Origin of the sequence: Lysinibacillus sp. fls2-241-R2A-57, assembly GCF_030209535.1 — a bacterium.
GTDB lineage: Bacteria > Bacillota > Bacilli > Bacillales_A > Planococcaceae > Lysinibacillus.
The window spans coordinates 77,583-93,900 of sequence record NZ_JARVRU010000021.1 but is presented as its reverse complement, the minus strand read 5'-3'; the positions used below and the strand labels follow the sequence as shown (position 1 = coordinate 93,900).

Annotated in this window: 16 protein-coding genes; all 16 read right to left on the bottom strand. The window is 38.3% G+C overall.

The window, feature by feature from the left end; genetic code table 11:
• Positions 1–92: 92 nt before the first annotated feature.
• Positions 93–452 carry a 50S ribosomal protein L20 gene (gene rplT / locus QRN68_RS04385; RefSeq protein ID WP_049667524.1) on the bottom strand — a complete coding sequence of 120 codons (360 nt, stop codon included), beginning with the start codon at positions 450–452 and terminating at the stop codon, positions 93–95.
• A 58-nt stretch (positions 453–510) separates the two neighbouring features.
• A complete protein-coding gene (gene rpmI, locus QRN68_RS04380) occupies positions 511–711 on the bottom strand; it encodes a 50S ribosomal protein L35 (protein ID WP_004226312.1) in 201 nt (66 codons plus the stop codon).
• Between the two features lie 31 nt (positions 712–742).
• Positions 743–1,246 (bottom strand): translation initiation factor IF-3, encoded by a 504-nt coding sequence (gene infC, locus QRN68_RS04375; RefSeq protein ID WP_024363824.1) that lies wholly within the window; start codon positions 1,244–1,246, stop codon positions 743–745.
• Between the two features lie 303 nt (positions 1,247–1,549).
• The gene (locus tag QRN68_RS04370; RefSeq protein ID WP_285395472.1) at positions 1,550–1,678 is read right to left on the bottom strand and encodes a hypothetical protein; all 129 of its coding nucleotides are present in this window, start codon (positions 1,676–1,678) and stop codon (positions 1,550–1,552) included.
• Positions 1,679–1,844: 166 nt separating this feature from the next.
• Complete coding sequence (gene thrS / locus QRN68_RS04365) at positions 1,845–3,776, bottom strand: threonine--tRNA ligase (protein ID WP_285395471.1); 1,932 nt, start codon at positions 3,774–3,776, stop codon at positions 1,845–1,847.
• 494 nt (positions 3,777–4,270) lie between these two features.
• Entirely contained in the window at positions 4,271–5,200 is a 930-nt protein-coding gene (gene dnaI, locus QRN68_RS04360; protein ID WP_285395477.1) for a primosomal protein DnaI, read from the bottom strand.
• Positions 5,201–5,224: 24 nt separating this feature from the next.
• Positions 5,225–6,586: a replication initiation and membrane attachment family protein gene (locus QRN68_RS04355; protein WP_285395470.1), complete on the bottom strand. Its 1,362-nt coding sequence runs from the start codon at positions 6,584–6,586 to the stop codon at positions 5,225–5,227.
• Positions 6,587–6,610: 24 nt separating this feature from the next.
• Positions 6,611–7,081 carry a transcriptional regulator NrdR gene (gene nrdR / locus QRN68_RS04350; protein WP_285395469.1) on the bottom strand — a complete coding sequence of 157 codons (471 nt, stop codon included), beginning with the start codon at positions 7,079–7,081 and terminating at the stop codon, positions 6,611–6,613.
• A gap of 280 nt (positions 7,082–7,361) precedes the next feature.
• On the bottom strand, positions 7,362–8,384 hold the full coding sequence (locus QRN68_RS04345) for a glyceraldehyde-3-phosphate dehydrogenase (RefSeq protein WP_285395468.1): 1,023 nt from the start codon (positions 8,382–8,384) through the stop codon (positions 7,362–7,364).
• Positions 8,385–8,708: 324 nt separating this feature from the next.
• A complete protein-coding gene (locus tag QRN68_RS04340) occupies positions 8,709–8,903 on the bottom strand; it encodes a hypothetical protein (protein WP_285395467.1) in 195 nt (64 codons plus the stop codon).
• Positions 8,904–9,006: 103 nt separating this feature from the next.
• On the bottom strand, positions 9,007–9,600 hold the full coding sequence (coaE, locus tag QRN68_RS04335) for a dephospho-CoA kinase (RefSeq protein ID WP_285395466.1): 594 nt from the start codon (positions 9,598–9,600) through the stop codon (positions 9,007–9,009).
• Positions 9,601–9,613: 13 nt separating this feature from the next.
• Entirely contained in the window at positions 9,614–10,486 is an 873-nt protein-coding gene (mutM, locus tag QRN68_RS04330) for a bifunctional DNA-formamidopyrimidine glycosylase/DNA-(apurinic or apyrimidinic site) lyase (protein WP_285395465.1), read from the bottom strand.
• Between the two features lie 12 nt (positions 10,487–10,498).
• Complete coding sequence (gene polA, locus QRN68_RS04325) at positions 10,499–13,126, bottom strand: DNA polymerase I (RefSeq protein ID WP_285395464.1); 2,628 nt, start codon at positions 13,124–13,126, stop codon at positions 10,499–10,501.
• A gap of 194 nt (positions 13,127–13,320) precedes the next feature.
• Positions 13,321–13,752 carry a DNA polymerase I gene (locus QRN68_RS04320; protein ID WP_285395463.1) on the bottom strand — a complete coding sequence of 144 codons (432 nt, stop codon included), beginning with the start codon at positions 13,750–13,752 and terminating at the stop codon, positions 13,321–13,323.
• Between the two features lie 282 nt (positions 13,753–14,034).
• Positions 14,035–15,045 (bottom strand): protease modulator HflC, encoded by a 1,011-nt coding sequence (gene hflC, locus QRN68_RS04315; protein ID WP_285395462.1) that lies wholly within the window; start codon positions 15,043–15,045, stop codon positions 14,035–14,037.
• Entirely contained in the window at positions 15,045–16,049 is a 1,005-nt protein-coding gene (hflK, locus tag QRN68_RS04310; protein ID WP_285395461.1) for an FtsH protease activity modulator HflK, read from the bottom strand. Before hflK ends, hflC begins: the two co-directional genes overlap by 1 nt.
• Between the last annotated feature and the right edge of the window lie 269 nt (positions 16,050–16,318).

The following is a 16,318-nucleotide window of genomic DNA, read 5'->3' as shown; positions in this document are numbered from 1 at the left end:
GGGGTTCGGGACTTACACCCTATAGTTCATACGCATGCCGGGCGCACCAAAAAAGACTGACGGATAAGTCCATCAGTCTTGTAAGGGTATAATTATTTAGCTACTGCTTTTTTAGCAGATTCAGCTAATTGAGTGAATGCTGCTGCATCAGTTACAGCTAGATCAGCTAACATTTTACGGTTAACTTCGATACCAGCAACTTTTAAACCGTGCATTAAACGGCTGTATGAAAGACCATTCATGCGAGCAGCTGCGTTGATACGAGTGATCCATAATTTACGGAAATCACGTTTTTTCTGACGACGGTCACGGTATGCATATTGACCTGATTTCATTACTGCTTGGTTAGCAACTTTGTATAATGTATGTTTAGAACCGTAGTAACCTTTAGCTAATTTTAATACTTTTTTACGACGTTTGCGCGTCACTGTTCCGCCTTTTACGCGTGGCATATGAATTACCTCCTGCTTTTCATTAAAAAATGAATATTAGTTATTTTGTGTTGTCAAATTATTTCATGTAAACAAGTAAAGATTTGATGCGTTTGAAGTCACCAGATGAAACGATGTTCGCTTTACGTAGGTGACGTTTTTGTTTCGTAGATTTGTTTGCGAATAAGTGGCTTCCATAAGCACGGTCATATTTTAATTTACCTGAACCCGTTTTTTTGAAACGTTTCGCAGCTCCACGGTGAGTTTTCATTTTTGGCATGTCGAATTCCTCCTAAACTGTTCGTCTAATATTATTTCTCGTTCTTTGGTTGAAGAACTAAGAACATGCTTCGGCCTTCCATCTTCGGTTTTTGTTCAACCGTCGATACTTCAGCACAAGCTTCAGCAAAACGATCTAACACACGTTGACCAATGTCTTTATGTGTAATCGCACGACCTTTGAAACGTAGGCTACATTTAACTTTATCACCTTTTTCAAGGAATTTAATCGCATTACGTAGCTTCGTTTGGAAATCATGTTCATCGATTGTTGGGCTCAAACGAACCTCTTTCATTACGATGACCTTTTGATTTTTACGAATTTCACGGTCTTTCTTTTGCTGTTCAAACTTAAATTTACCATAGTCCATGATACGAGCGACTGGCGGCTTGGCTTGAGGGGCCACAAGGACAAGATCCAAGTTTACACGAGTGGCGATTTCTAGCGCTTCATTACGTGTCTTTACACCAAGCTGGTCACCATTGTGATCGATTAATCGAAGTTCACGTGCGCGAATGCCTTCGTTTACATACATGTCTTTGCTAATAGTAATCCACCTCCAAGTAGTTGTCGCGAATACATGGTTTGGGCAAAGCCTTGCCCGGTTGAACGGTACATCCTCTTGTCATGTCCATAAAAAAAGGACGGACACTTTTGAAGATGTCCGCCCGCTATATGTGCATGCGCAAGTCTACGCAAAACAATTCAACGTGTCATACCTGTTCACAGCTTAAGAGCGTTGTATCAGGTGAGAAGCGGGCAGCCTCTACTTCAACCACAAACTTTGTATTCATTAACCTTAACTATATTAACATGTACTCCATAAGCTGTCAAATGTTTATTTAACTTTTTTATTTATAGAGTAACCTAAACTTTTAATCTCAACTATTATAATGGTTTGCATCATAATGTGAGGTTGATTTCCGTTCCAGCTTGGCGCTTTGTTGCTGTCGCTACGCTTTCGCACAGAGCAAAGCTTCCTAGGGGCGTCGGGCCGACACGAGGTTGGTCACGAAGGCCTTATCACAGGAAGTGATGTTTTAGCCTTCGTTCCTCTATTGCTAATCCCCAAGAGTTATCTAGCCTTCACGCCAATCAACTTAAATCAATTCCGTCATGCTAAAAAGTTAAAATTATTTTGTAATTTCTGCTTTAATGTTAGCTAGGAAGTCCTCGAAGCTAATTGTTTCTGAATCTTTTGAGCCGTAGCGACGTACATTTACACCACCAGCCTCAACTTCTTTATCACCGATAACAAGCATATACGGGATTTTTTTCATTTGTGCTTCACGGATTTTGTAGCCTAGTTTTTCTTCACGGTCATCCATTTCAACACGTAAGCCCGCTGCAGTTAATTGCTCTTCAATTTGTTTTGCATAATCAAAGTGTGCTTCATTTGAAACTGGGATAACTTCAACTTGTACTGGTGCTAACCATGTTGGGAATGCACCTTTATATTCTTCAATTAAGAAGGCAACGAAGCGTTCCATTGTTGATACAACACCACGGTGAATAACAACTGGACGATGTGGTTTACCATCTTCTCCTACGTAAGTTAAGTCAAAGCGCTCTGGTTGTAAAAAGTCAAGTTGAACAGTAGATAATGTTTCATCTTTACCAATAGCTGTTTTTACTTGTACGTCTAATTTTGGACCATAGAACGCCGCTTCGCCTTCAGCTTCGTAATAATCTAAGCCAAGGTCATCCATTGCCTCTTTTAACATACCTTGTGCTTTTTCCCACATTTGATCATCATCGTAATACTTTTCAGTGTCTGCAGGATCACGATAAGATAAACGGAATTTGTAATCATTTAAATTAAAATCTTTATACACTTCAAGAACCAAATTCACAACACGTTTAAATTCATCTTTAATTTGGTCAGGACGTACAAAAATATGCGCATCATTTAAAGTCATACCGCGTACGCGTTGTAAACCAGATAGTCCACCTGAGCTTTCATATCGATGTTGTGTTCCTAACTCGGCAATACGAATAGGAAGCTGACGATAAGAATGCATTGATGATTTATAAACCATCATATGGTGTGGACAGTTCATTGGTCGCAATACTAATGTTTCGTTATCCATTTCCATTGGTGGGAACATGTCATCTTGGTAATGTCCCCAGTGGCCTGATGTTTCATATAATTTTTTCGAGCCTAATACTGGTGTATAAACATGTTTGTAGCCAAGACGCACTTCTTTATCTACAATATAACGCTCAATAATGCGACGAATTGTTGCGCCGTTTGGTAACCATAGTGGTAAACCTTGACCAACTGTTTGAGATAAAGTGAACAATTCTAATTCCTTACCAATTTTACGATGGTCACGCTCTTTTGCTTCTTCAAGCATTTGAAGATGATGTTTTAAATCTTCTTTTTTAAAGAAAGCTGTTCCATAAACACGTTGTAGCATTTTGTTATCTGAGTTACCTCTCCAGTAAGCACCCGCTAATGAAAGAAGTTTGAACTCACGAAGCTTGCCTGTTGATGGTGCGTGGATACCACGGCAAAGGTCGAAAAATTCACCTTGATGGTAAATAGAAACTTGCTCATCTGCTGGAATTGCTTCAAGTAATTCTAATTTATATTCATCGCCGATTTTTTCATAAATCGCTTGTGCTTCTGCACGGCTAACATTTTTGCGCTCTATTTCTAGGTTTTCAGCGATAATTTTTTTCATTTCTTTTTCGATTGCCGGTAGGTCTTCAGCAGTGATAGCTGTTGGTGCATCAATATCGTAGTAGAAGCCACCTTCAATAACAGGACCAATACCAAGTTTAACGTCTGGGAATAAACGTTTAATCGCTTGTGCTGTTAAGTGTGCTGTCGAGTGACGTAGAATTTCAAGTGCTTCCTCATCATCTTGTGTCACAATCGAGATTGTTGCATCCTCTTCAATTGGTGTTTTTAAATCTACTAAGACACCGTTTACTTTACCAGCATATGCTTTTTTACGAAGTCCTGGGCTGATTGATAATGCCACGTCATCAGTAGATGTGCCTTTTGCAAATTCCTTTACAGCGCCATCTGGGAAAGTTAATTTAATCATATCTGACATTTTGTTTGCACTCCTTAAAGTTTGTTTATGATGCATGATTCGAAGTCCAAGAATCCCCGAAAAAATCAATTTCGCCTTGGCGTAATTGCGTCCGGATTTTGAATTGTGCACGCACAATTCATTCCTTTCAAAATCCGTGACATCCGCCGGAGGCTTTATTTTCATTTAGTAGGTGTTTGAACACCTACTGAATGAAAATAAAAAAAGCTCCGTCCCTCACAAAAGGGACGAAGCGTATGCTCGTGGTTCCACCCTTCTTCCTTCCGACTCTTTTAAGTCAGACGAAGCTCAAGGCTAGCTAACGGGCTAGGGACCGGCGAAAGATTATCCCCTTCGCTGCTCAGTAGGTAGTAAATGATGTGTTCTAACTTAGGAAGCTTACAGCCAATGACTTCCCTCTCTAAAAGCTGATACACAAAATTCATGTCCTCATCAATGCATTTTATTATATGAGACAGTATACGCTCGATTGCCATAAAATGCAACTGCAAATCTTACATACGTCGATTTTTGCCGCGCATTTCAATCGGCTCTGTCAAGGCTTTGACACGCTCCATAATACGTCCAGCCTTCACTACTTCTATGTCACCTTTTTGCGTCTGTGATAAATGATGCTCTAGTTCATCATAATTAAAATTAGAGGTAATGAACGTTGGCAATTGCTCCGCCATGCGATAATGGAAAATAGTCCCTAGAATTTCATCGCGTGTCCATGCGGTCATTGTCTCGGCTCCTAAATCATCAAGCATTAGCACTGGTGCCTTTTTTACATAGTCAATTTTTTCATTCAATGTATTATCGCCAATTGCATTTTTCATTTCTCGTAAAAATTCAGGCACGAAAACGACTACTGAACGAACTTTGATGGAAGCTAACTCATTAGCAAGTGCTCCTAATACAAAAGATTTCCCTACACCAAATTTTCCGTATAAATAATAACCCTTTGCAGGAAGCTTTCCTGTTTCTAATGTTGTCTTCACAAATTGTGCCGCTTTTTGTGCAATCATAACACGAGATTCATCGTCAATGAGTAAATCTTGAATTGTCGCTTGCAGCACATCCTTTGGCATATGCATACTCGCAATCATATTAGCTACGTCACGACGCTCTTCCTCACGTATCTTTTGCTCACATCGTACATAATCAATTTCAACGGTACTCCGCACTACACGTAAAGTAGGTAAAAAACCTTTTAAATAGTTTATACAACTTTCTGTATTGTCACAGCCACAGCAAGTAGTAGATTGACTAATAAACTCATGAAGCTTCGGTAAATTTCGTTCAATTGTTTCATAGCTTAACTCATTTGCATGCTCTGTTAAAAACTCTTGTACACGAGGGTTTTCTAAAATTTCTCGACGCATCGCTTCATAACGTTCTTGAAATGATGGTACATTAATTGCTCTTTTTAATGGTCCATTAATCGGTTCGATTGTCGCTCACCCTCCTTACTTATCACTTTTCCCTAGCATTTCCAATATTTTTTGACGCTCTCGTTCAAAATCTATCGTGCTTGAAGTGTTTTCTTCCTGTTGTTCGTTACGTTTGTAAAACCATTCAGGTACCTTCTCTTCACGTTGATTACCTGAACGTCCTTTAGCACCCTGATTACTTTTCCTCGGTGTCTGTGGCTTATTTTTCCACGCAGAGTATTTATCATGCTCCTGGCGTGCTAGCTCCATTGCTTCCTTTGCTGTTTGAATATTTTTACGTACCCAATGATCCGCAATCGTTTCCACATATTTTTTAGGTAGCTTCATATCAGTTGTTAGCATTACATATTCCAAAAGTGCATTAACTACGCCTACTGGCATTCCATGCTGAACAATTAAACTTTCAGCAAGCTGTACGGAAGTCTGTAGAGGTTCTTTGCCATTATTAATATCCCGCAGTACTTGGACTGGCGGAGTCGTCTCTAAATAATGCTGAAGCTCCTGATCCTTTGTTTTTTGTCCGGATTCTTCAAGAGTTGACGGCTCACTCACTCTAGCAAGCCTTGGTGGCTCTTTTGATACCGTTAGTTTATAAAAATCCGCAGCTGCCTTACGTAATCGTTCCAGTGAAATACCTAGGTCATCATCTAATGCAAGAATCACTACTTTTTGCATATCCAGTGCAGTTAAGCGATATAAAAATGCAAGTTTTGCTATTGCTTCACGTACCTCAAGTGTTAGTAAACTGGCCGGCACAAGCTGCTCCGATAAGCCCGCCTGCAGCAGTTCAAAGTCAAACTGTTCAAAATAAAACGGATATACCTTTTGCTGTTGATCCTTACGACTAGTATTGGTTTGTAAATCATCTGGAATCTTTGAACTAACAGGCTTAAAAACGTCCATGAATACACGTGATACATCTTTAAATTCTGCATCTCTTGCAGATGGAATAAAACGCTGACGTAACTTCCGATAAGCTTGTTCCCCAATTTTACTAAATAAGAACATCGACAGCAGCGGATCTTTCATAAAGCTATCTGCATCAAGCGGACGTATCAGCTCATATAAAAAGCTACGCTGGCCTGCATCTTCTTTTTTCCATGTTCGTAACAAACCAATTGCTTCGAGCGCAATACGTGCCTCAAATACTTTACCAATTGGAAGCCCTAGCACGTTCATTAAAAAATAATGTGTCATTTGCTGCCTTGGCATTTGCTCGGCTTCTGCCCATAGAGTCAAATAAAGGCTGATTGGCTCCGCTCCAATTAAAGGCTGATAAAATAGCGTTACTAATTGACGTTCCTGCGTAGAAAGTGCATGAGGTAGACGAATGTCAAAAGGATCCGCGGGCTGCAATTCCTTATACAAATGGATCAACGTCTTTCACCCTCTCTGTTTTCCCTATGATTTCTGCTCTGTCTGACGTTGAATAATCTCTTTGATTTCTTCAATAAAGACATTAATGTCCTTAAATTGACGATAAACCGATGCAAAACGCACATAAGCAACCTCATCGATTTTCGCTAAGCGATCCATTACCATTTCCCCTACATCCTCAGAGCGGACTTCAGAATTCCCAATGCGACGAAGATCTTTTTCAATAGACATTACTAGTCCCTCAAGTACTTCAAGAGAAACAGGACGTTTTTCGCAAGCACGAATAAGTCCACGAAGTACCTTTTCACGGCTAAATTCTTCTCGTGAACCTTCCTTTTTCACTACAACTAACGGTGTCTCTTCAATTTTTTCAAACGTTGTAAAGCGGAAGCCACATGACTCACATTCACGACGTCTACGAATTTCTTTATTATCATCTACTGGCCTCGAATCAACTACACGCGTTCCGTTAAATTGGCAAGATGGACATCTCATATAATTACTCTCCTGATTTCACAACAATTTAATATTTCTATTATAACAAATTTCCTACGTGTAAGAAAAGCGCATTCATACAAGTGTGCTCATGATAAACCTTGCAAGGAGAAAGTACAAGCATAGATTCCAATAATTATCTTAGGTCATACTTTAGATTTCAATACAAAACCAATAATCGATTTAATAAAAAAAGCACATCGAAATCACTTGGATTTCAACGTGCTCATTTTAACTTCTTCCAGCTGGTGTCCAATTATGCCGAGGCATAATTGATTTATTATGCGTTTACTGTTTCTAAAGCTTTTGCCACTTTTTGCACAAGATCTACAACACGTGCAGAATAGCCCCACTCATTGTCGTACCAAGCAAGTACTTTTACTTTGCGGTTACCCATTACCATTGTAGAAAGTCCGTCTACTGTAGAAGAGTAAGTTGTTGTATTGTAATCAGAAGATACTAGAGGCTCAACTGAGAAGTTTAAGATACCTTTCATTGGACCTTCTGTAGCAGCCTTCACGAATGCAGCATTAACAGCATCTACTGTTACGTCTGTATTTAGATCAACTACAAGGTCAACTAATGATACGTTTGGTGTTGGAACACGAAGTGCCATACCGTGAATTTTGCCTTCTAATTCTGGTAACACTAATTTCAAGGCTTTTGCAGCACCTGTAGATGTAGGAATGATAGATTGTGCGCATCCACGTGCACGACGTAAATCTTTGTGTGGATTGTCTAAATTCTTTTGGTCATTTGTATAAGCGTGAATTGTTGTCATTAATCCGCTTTCGATACCAAATGTGTCATTTAATACTTTAGCAACTGGTGCTAAGCAGTTTGTTGTACAAGAAGCATTTGAAATAACATCATGTTTTGCGATATCTAGTTTCTCGTCATTTACACCTAAAACAATTGTTACGTCCTCGTTTTTACCAGGTGCTGTTAAGATAACTTTCTTTGCGCCAGCTTCTAAGTGCATTGCTGCTTTTTCACGATCATTAAATTTACCAGTCGCTTCAATAACGATATCCACACCCATTGTTGCCCATGGTAATTTTAATGGGTCACGTTCGCTAATAATCTGAACTCGTTTACCATTTACAATTAAAGCATCGCCTGCTGGTTCAACCGTACCTTCAAATGTTCCGTGATTTGTGTCATACTTAATCAAATGTGCTAACGTTTCAGCTGGATAGCTCGCGTTAATTGCAACAATATTTAAACCTTCTTGTACGATCGCTTGGCGGAAAACCATACGTCCGATACGTCCGAAACCATTAATAGCAACTGATACTGTCATTTATAAAATCCTCCTGTGAGTACATACTCAAATTAATTATATACTTTATGCGAATAGTATAACACAATTTTAAAAAAGATGAACATTATATAAGTCATAATATTAAAGTTCTTATTTTCTGAAAAATAAAATCGTTAAATTTCAGTCTTATTTTTGGCGTAAACCCACAAAAAATGCATAGCAAAATGTTGTTGTTACACATCCTTATTAATGAATATTTTGTCAATTAAATTAAGGTGTCGTATTAAATAAAGTATGGCTCTTTGGCAAAACGATGGGTTGATTTCAACAATATGAAGAGGCTGGGACATAACTGGCCAAAACCTAAAAAGCGCGAGAAATCAATTTAGAAACGTTGATTTCTCGCGCTTTTTTGATGTTAAATTTAGTGTTGCATGAAGATAAATGTCGATATTTTTCAAAAGTTGGTTGATAAACTAAAAAAGTTGGTTGATAAATCGATAAAGTTGGTCGATAAACAATCAAAATTTCTCGACAAATCTCAAAGCTGCAGTTCATTAAAGATTTCTGTTGCTACCGTTGTGCTCCGCTCCAATTTCGCTGCAGAAAAATGAGGTTTTGTCCCAGCCGCATCAAAGGATTTTACAGATTCTTAATTTATTTATAATACGTCCCAATATGTCAGGATTTTTTTTAATTGGTGCTCTGCATGTTCTAAATTTTCATTATTGTAAATAACCGCATGGGCACCTTTTTCTTTAACCGACATAGGTAACTGAGAATGCATTCGAGCTAGTGCATCCTCCTTCGATAAGTTGTTACGCTCCATTAAGCGACGAAGCTGTACCTCTTCACTAACCGAAACCACGATAATACGCTCGACAAAATGTTGTAACTTACTTTCAAATAAAAGCGGAATATCCATCACAACATGTTTTTCTCCAGCCTCTAAATAAGCATCGCGTTGGCGTAGCATTTCTTTTCGAATAGCAGGATGCATAATATCATTTAAAATTTTACGCTTTGCAGGCTCGTGGAAAATAATATCACCTAGCTTCGTACGATTTAAGCTACCGTCTTCTAGTAATATGTCTTGTCCAAAATTTTCAGCTATTAACTTTAAAGTCTCCGTTCCTGGTTCTACAACATCACGTGCTACAATATCTGCATCGACAATCGGTAAACCAAGTGCTGACATCATTTTTGCTACTGTACTTTTTCCGCTTGCAATACTTCCTGTTAGTCCGATAATCATTGTTAAATCCCCTTTAATGTTGACAATTTGGGCAAAAGACTGATGTGCGCCCACCTATCGTCATTTGGCTTGTTGCAGTTTCACACGTCGGACACATCTTCTTCCCATACATTTGCAGTCGATTCTGCATACTTCCAGCCTCGCCATTGATATTACGATAATCTGAAATAGTTGAACCTCCTGCTTCAATGCTTTGGCGCAAAATAGCGACAATCGCCTCAAATAAAGCACGCTTACGCTTTTCACTAATGCGGTTCATCGTGCGAGCCGGATGAATTTTTTGAGTAAATAATGCTTCTGTCGCATAAATATTGCCACAGCCCGAAATGACCTGCCCATCCATAATTACTTCCTTAACGGCCTTTTTCTCATATTTCGGTAACTTTGATTGCGCAATAAAATAATCACATGCTATTTCATCGAATGGCTCAGGTGCCATTTTTGTTAATGGTGCATGATCCTCAATTTTGGCTAAAAAACGTAGTTCACCAAAGCGGCGAATATCCGAGTAAATTAAATAGCCTCCATCTGCCATTTGAAATGTAGCATGAATATGCTTTTGAAATTTCGCTTCATTAATTTCCTCAGGCGAATTTACCACAAACCATGCACCGGTCATCCCTAAATGACTGACAAGCACATAAGGGACATCCTCTTTCATTAAATGAAAAAAGATGTATTTTGCACGTCGTTCAATTTTTGTAATCGTCATTTGGGACAAGGTTATTTCAAATGCATCAGGCTCAGCTTGCTTTACGATACATTGCTTTCCTTCCCCAAAGGAAATACGAATAATGTCAGATAGTTGAACCCGTTGAATTGTGCGCCCTTCAATCTTAGGTTTTAATGCCTGGACGACACCTTCAACCTCTGGTAACTCAGGCATTTTAACCCCTCCTTATTTTGCTTCGTACCAAGTCGCGCCGTAGTTGAAGTCCACTTTTAGCGGTACTGCAAGCTCGATCGCATTCTCCATAACCTCAGGTACTATTTTTTCAAGCAATGCAATCTCTTCCTTAGGTGCTTCAAAAATCAATTCATCATGCACTTGTAATAGAAGTTTTGCTTGCATATTTTCTTTTTTCAAGCGAGCATCCATATCAATCATTGCTTTTTTAATAATATCAGCTGCACTTCCTTGAATCGGTGTATTCATCGCAGTACGCTCAGCAAAGCTTCTTAGATTGAAATTTGAGCTCGTAATATCAGGTAAATATCGACGTCTATTTAAAATCGTTGTTACGTAGCCATTAAACTTCGCATCTTGGACGATATCATCCATATATTGTTTTACACCTGGGAAACTCGCAAAATACTTCTCAATAAATGTAGCAGCTTCCTTACGTGTAATATCTAAGTTTTGCGATAAGCCATAATCACTAATACCATAAACAATACCGAAGTTTACCGCTTTTGCAGCGCGTCGCATATTGCTATCGACCTCATCTGCTGAGACATGGAAAACATCCATTGCTGTACGCGTATGAACATCCATATCTTCTTGGAAAGCTTCCACTAAATTTTTATCCTTAGACATATGGGCTAATACTCTCAATTCAATTTGTGAATAGTCGGCAGAAAACAATATCCACTCTTCTTTCGATGGGATAAACGCTTGACGAATTTTTCGGCCTTCTTCTAAACGAATCGGGATGTTTTGTAAGTTTGGATCAGTTGAGCTTAAACGCCCTGTAGCTGTTAATGCTTGTTGGAATCGCGTATGCACCTTTCCATCCTCTTTATGGATTTCCTTGAGCAAGCCTTCAATATATGTTGACTGTAATTTTCCTAGCTGACGATACAAAAGAATATGCTCAATAATGGCATGCTCTGGTTTTAACTTTTCCAATACATCTGCTGCAGTGGAATAGCCTGTTTTTGTCTTTTTAATAACAGGAAGACCAAGTTTATCGAAGAGAATAACACCTAATTGCTTTGGCGAATTAATATTGAAGGCTTCTCCTGCCTCCGCATAGATCTCCTGCTCAATCACAACTAGCTTGTCATTTAGTTCCTGCCCCATCTTCTCCAAGGTAGCGCGATTGACCGTGATCCCCTCACTTTCCATTTCACCTAAAATAGAAGCAAGCGGAAGTTCTAAGTTCTTATAAAGTTCGAACTGTTCATTTTCCTTTAACAATGCCTCTAGCTTTGGCTGTAAAGACCACACAGCAAAAGCTTTACGGCCAGCATGCTCAGCAAGTGCATCTATTGCCGGTATAGCTCGTTTCGCCCCTTTACCATAAACGGCCTCATTTGCCTGCACATTACGATAGCCCAGTTCTTTCGCAAGTGTCGCTACATCATCTCCACTTAGCCCAGGGTTATTAATATAAGAAGCAAGCAATAAGTCAAATTCAACACCAGCTAAGCGAATTCCCGCACGTTTTAATGACGCCTGAGCTGCCTTTGAATCAGACATATACTTTATTTTAGTAGCATCTTCTAACCAAAGGCGAAGAATATCTGATTTTGCCGCAATCTCAAACGGCACGTATATTGTTTGCGTTCCATCAGTTAAGGCAATACCTAGTTGCTGACATGTATGATAATGCTCATCCTCTAGCTCCAAGTGTGCTGCCATTACATCCTTTAAATGCTCAGGCTTTACTTCTTGCACAATTTCATAGTCAAACGGTGCTTGTTCTTCCTCTTGGACAGTAAAATCACTTTTATCTAACAGTGATTTAAAGCCAAGCTCTCGCCACACGCTTATTAATTCTTCCTCATTTGGACCATTATAGGCTAGATCAGATAGCGTTATATCAATCGGCGCCTCTGTAAAAATGGTAGCTAGTTTTTTGCTCATTAATGCCTGTTCTTCATTGGCAACTAATTTTTCTTTCATTTTAGACGCCTTCACAGTATCCATTGCCGCATAAAGCGACTCCACTGAACCATGTTCTTTTAACAATTTAACAGCAGTTTTTTCGCCGACACCTGGTACACCAGGGATATTATCTGAAGCATCCCCCATTAAACCTTTCATATCAATAATTTGCTCAGGCGTTAAGCCGTATTTTTCTGCGATAAAGGCAGGTGTATTTTTTTCTATTTCTGTAATACCTTTTCTAGTAATGTATACTGTTGTTTGCTCAGTCGCGAGCTGCGTTAAGTCACGATCTCCAGTTACGATGATGACATCCATATCCTGTGATGAAGCTTCTTTAGCAAGCGTCCCTATAATATCGTCCGCTTCGTACAATTCAAGCTCATATCGCTTAATACCATACGCATCAATAAGCTTACGTATATAAGGGAACTGCTCAGATAATTCTGGTGGAGTCTTTTGTCGACCGCCCTTATATTCCGTAAATGTTTCATGACGGAAGGTTGTCTTACCCGCATCAAAGGCAACCAAGATTTTCGTTGGTTGCTCTTCCCCTAATATTCTTTGTAGCATTGTTGTAAAGCCGTACACTGCATTTGTATGAATTCCACTATCATTCGTTAATAATGGCAACGCAAAAAACGCACGATACGCTAAACTATTGCCGTCCAATAATAGTAATTTTTCCTTTGTCATGATTTTATCCTCCTGCGTTGTCGTCCTCTTAATTGTAAAACGAAAACGTATGTTTGAAAATGCCTCTTCCTTTTACTTTATCGAGAAAACGGATATTTTACCAATCATAACGATGAAAATCACTAAAATTTCTACAACTTAGGTTTGTCTACACAAAAAAAGTCAATCACTCATTGTAATTGACTTCTTGTATATTATTCACTGACTTCATTTGTTTTTTCTTTACGATAAAAAAGCTCTTCATATATTACTGTCAACATAAAGGCATTCATAAAAGCAAACACTAAAAATAATGGCATACCACCAAGCTGTGGTTGTGTAAGCTCTCTATAAAACACCATTACAGTACCGATTTGTGCTAAGAAGAAAATGAAGCCAATCCCAACTTGCCAAATAGGACGCTTAACCTTGCGTTTTTCGTACCAAAATATTTTTTTAAATATCTTTCGTACATCCTCAGCAATAACTAAACCTAATAAAAACAAAATGACAAAAAATACTGGTATATGATAAACACTTTTTGTTGTCCATGCAAAATCTGATAGACGGAAGAAAAGTGTAAATAACGATGCAATACTACAAGCTATCCCTAAATTTTGGAGCCATTTGCTAATTTTCAACTTCACAGCTATTACCTCCATTTTTTAATTCTGAACATTATCATTCTATCAGATTATCGTCATATAGGAAACACAAAATCGTAAATTTATATTATTTTTATAATAAACGAACTAAAAATCAAACATTTTTATAATATCTTTGATTAAAAATACCTAAAAACAGATCATAAAGGCTCCTTACCATAACGTACCTTCCAATACCAAACAAAACACCTTACTAAAATGTAAAAAGCCGTCTCAAAAAGTTTGAGACGACTTCATATACTAATCCCTGCAAGAATAATAGTATTATTTTATATAGCCAGATAATAGTTTTGCATATGGTGAAGTGGATGGCAAAATAATTACTGTATCTTCACCTACAGTTTTCTTATATGATTCTAATGTGCGGTACAATGAATAGAATTCAGGGTCCTGAGAGAACGATTTATTGTAAATCTTAGCTGCTTCTGCTTCACCTTCCGCTTGAATCAATGCTGCATCCTTTTTCGCTTTTGCTAGCATTTCTTGAACTTGCTTATCTGTTTGAGCTTCAATACGGCGTTTCTGAGCATCACCTTCAGATAGGTATTTTTGCGACATTGATTCACGATCCGAAATCATATTTGTAAACACGGATTGCTCATTTTCAGTAGGCAAGTCGATACGACGAATACGAACATCTATTACTTCTATTCCATACTTATCATTTGAGAGTAACTCATTGACACGTGCAGTTACCTGATCATTGATACTCCCACGTGAAGAATTTTCATCATTAATAACCTCCTTATATTCTATTCGACCAAGCTCCGAACGAATCACTGAATAAATAAACTCTTCCATACGCGATTCAACTTTTTCTATTGTTCCCGCATTTGAAATTAATTGCTTTGGATCAGTAATACGCCATACTGCATAATTATCAATAATAATCCGTTTTTTATCCTTTGTATTAATTTCTTCTTCAGAAACTTCATACGTCATTTGGTTTTTTGGTAGCTTCGTTACACTTTGAATAAATGGAACTTTTATTTTCAAGCCCGGCTCACTCTGAAATTTCACTACTTCTCCAAACTGTCTAACAACTGCGTATTCGGACTCTTTAACTATATAAACATTAGCAAATAATATAATGACAATAGCGAAAATGGCAGTTAACGTTACAGCAAAAGAAATATATTTTTTCGGATTCATCGGGCCTTTTTTCGACATTTTAATTACATTATCCCCTGTATCCCCATCTTTTGGAGCAGTATTTTTGGATTTACCCGATAGAAAATTTAGGAATTTGTTAAGATCCTTATTTTTTTGGTCCATTAGTTACCGCTCCCTTCTTTTTTCTCTTTTGATGTTTCCTGTGTCGCAGTTGTTTCCTGTTTCTCAGGCGTCTCCTGTGTCGTAGGTTGCAATGCTTGAAGAGGCAAGTATTTCATTGTGCTGCCATCATCATTCATAATATAAATTTGCGCTTTAGGTAATACGTTTTCAAGTGTTTCCAAAATCAAACGTTCGCGTGTAATTTGTTTATTGCCCTTATATTGCTCATACATTTTATTAAAGACAGCTACATCCCCTTGAGCCTGCTCAATACGGGCTGTTTTTTCACCTTCAGCCTTCGAGATAATAGCATCCTTTTCACCTTCAGCCTCATTAGTACGCTGATTTGCATATTTTTCTGCTTGATTTATTTTTGTATTTTTCATTTCACGTGCATCGGTAACCGCTGTAAAAGCCGCACGCACATCTGCATTTGGTAATTCAACATCCTGTAATTTTACACCCAGAATACTGATCCCAATATCATATTTTTCAATTAGGGATACTAGCAACTCTCGTGTCTTTGCTTCTATGTCTGCTTTTCCATCTGTTAAAGCAGCATCGATATTGGAACTTCCGATAATTGAACGAATCGCACTCGACGTAGCGCTATGTAAAATTTCTTCCGGATCTTGTGCGTTGAATAAAAACTTATTCGGTTCTGTAATCTTCCATTGAACTACAAGGTCTGTTAACACAATATGCTCATCACCTGTAATCATTTTCGTTTCAGCATCATAGTCTTCCAATTCACCATCTTTATTTTGCTTATAGCCAAACTTCAAACTGAAAGTTTCCTTCGATAATACCTCCACCGATTGTACAGGCCAAGGTAATTTAAAATGTAAGCCTGGTTCGGTTATTGTATCATCGGCACGACCGAACGTAATGACTACCGCTTGTTCTGATTCATCTACCGTGTACCACGATGTAAACACAGCAATAAGTGCAATAATACCAAAAATCCCAAGTCCCACCATCATTAGTGTTCTTTTTACACTCATGTCCAATCCTCCCTTATGCTTAGTACTATAGTTTACGGGATACTTTATAAAAGGTTTCAAAATATTTTAATAAACTAATATTATATTTTAGGCAGATTTACATACTTTTAGCTCATCATCATAACGTGTAGTTGATTTCCGTTCCGACCGGGGGCATCCACCCTCCACTCCAATCAACAGCATAAACATGGCATGCGTTGTGATGAGCCACACTACAAAAAATAGATTCTACGTCAAATGTTGAGGTAAAGCACAATACGAAGCTCTCC

Bases quoted from the DNA above. Each gene is read 5' to 3' on its own strand.
- coaE (WP_285395466.1), bottom strand. From the start codon at position 9,600: ATGATTATCGGACTAACAGGAAGTATTGCAAGCGGAAAAAGTACAGTA.
- thrS (WP_285395471.1), bottom strand. From the start codon at position 3,776: ATGTCAGATATGATTAAATTAACTTTCCCAGATGGCGCTGTAAAGGAA.
- hflC (WP_285395462.1), bottom strand. From the start codon at position 15,045: ATGGACCAAAAAAATAAGGATCTTAACAAATTCCTAAATTTTCTATCG.
- rplT (WP_049667524.1), bottom strand. From the start codon at position 452: ATGCCACGCGTAAAAGGCGGAACAGTGACGCGCAAACGTCGTAAAAAA.
- nrdR (WP_285395469.1), bottom strand. From the start codon at position 7,081: ATGAGATGTCCATCTTGCCAATTTAACGGAACGCGTGTAGTTGATTCG.
- QRN68_RS04340 (WP_285395467.1), bottom strand. From the start codon at position 8,903: ATGAACTGCAGCTTTGAGATTTGTCGAGAAATTTTGATTGTTTATCGA.
- QRN68_RS04345 (WP_285395468.1), bottom strand. From the start codon at position 8,384: ATGACAGTATCAGTTGCTATTAATGGTTTCGGACGTATCGGACGTATG.
- infC (WP_024363824.1), bottom strand. From the start codon at position 1,246: ATGTATGTAAACGAAGGCATTCGCGCACGTGAACTTCGATTAATCGAT.
- polA (WP_285395464.1), bottom strand. From the start codon at position 13,126: ATGACAAAGGAAAAATTACTATTATTGGACGGCAATAGTTTAGCGTAT.
- mutM (WP_285395465.1), bottom strand. From the start codon at position 10,486: ATGCCTGAGTTACCAGAGGTTGAAGGTGTCGTCCAGGCATTAAAACCT.
- hflK (WP_285395461.1), bottom strand. From the start codon at position 16,049: ATGAGTGTAAAAAGAACACTAATGATGGTGGGACTTGGGATTTTTGGT.
- rpmI (WP_004226312.1), bottom strand. From the start codon at position 711: ATGCCAAAAATGAAAACTCACCGTGGAGCTGCGAAACGTTTCAAAAAA.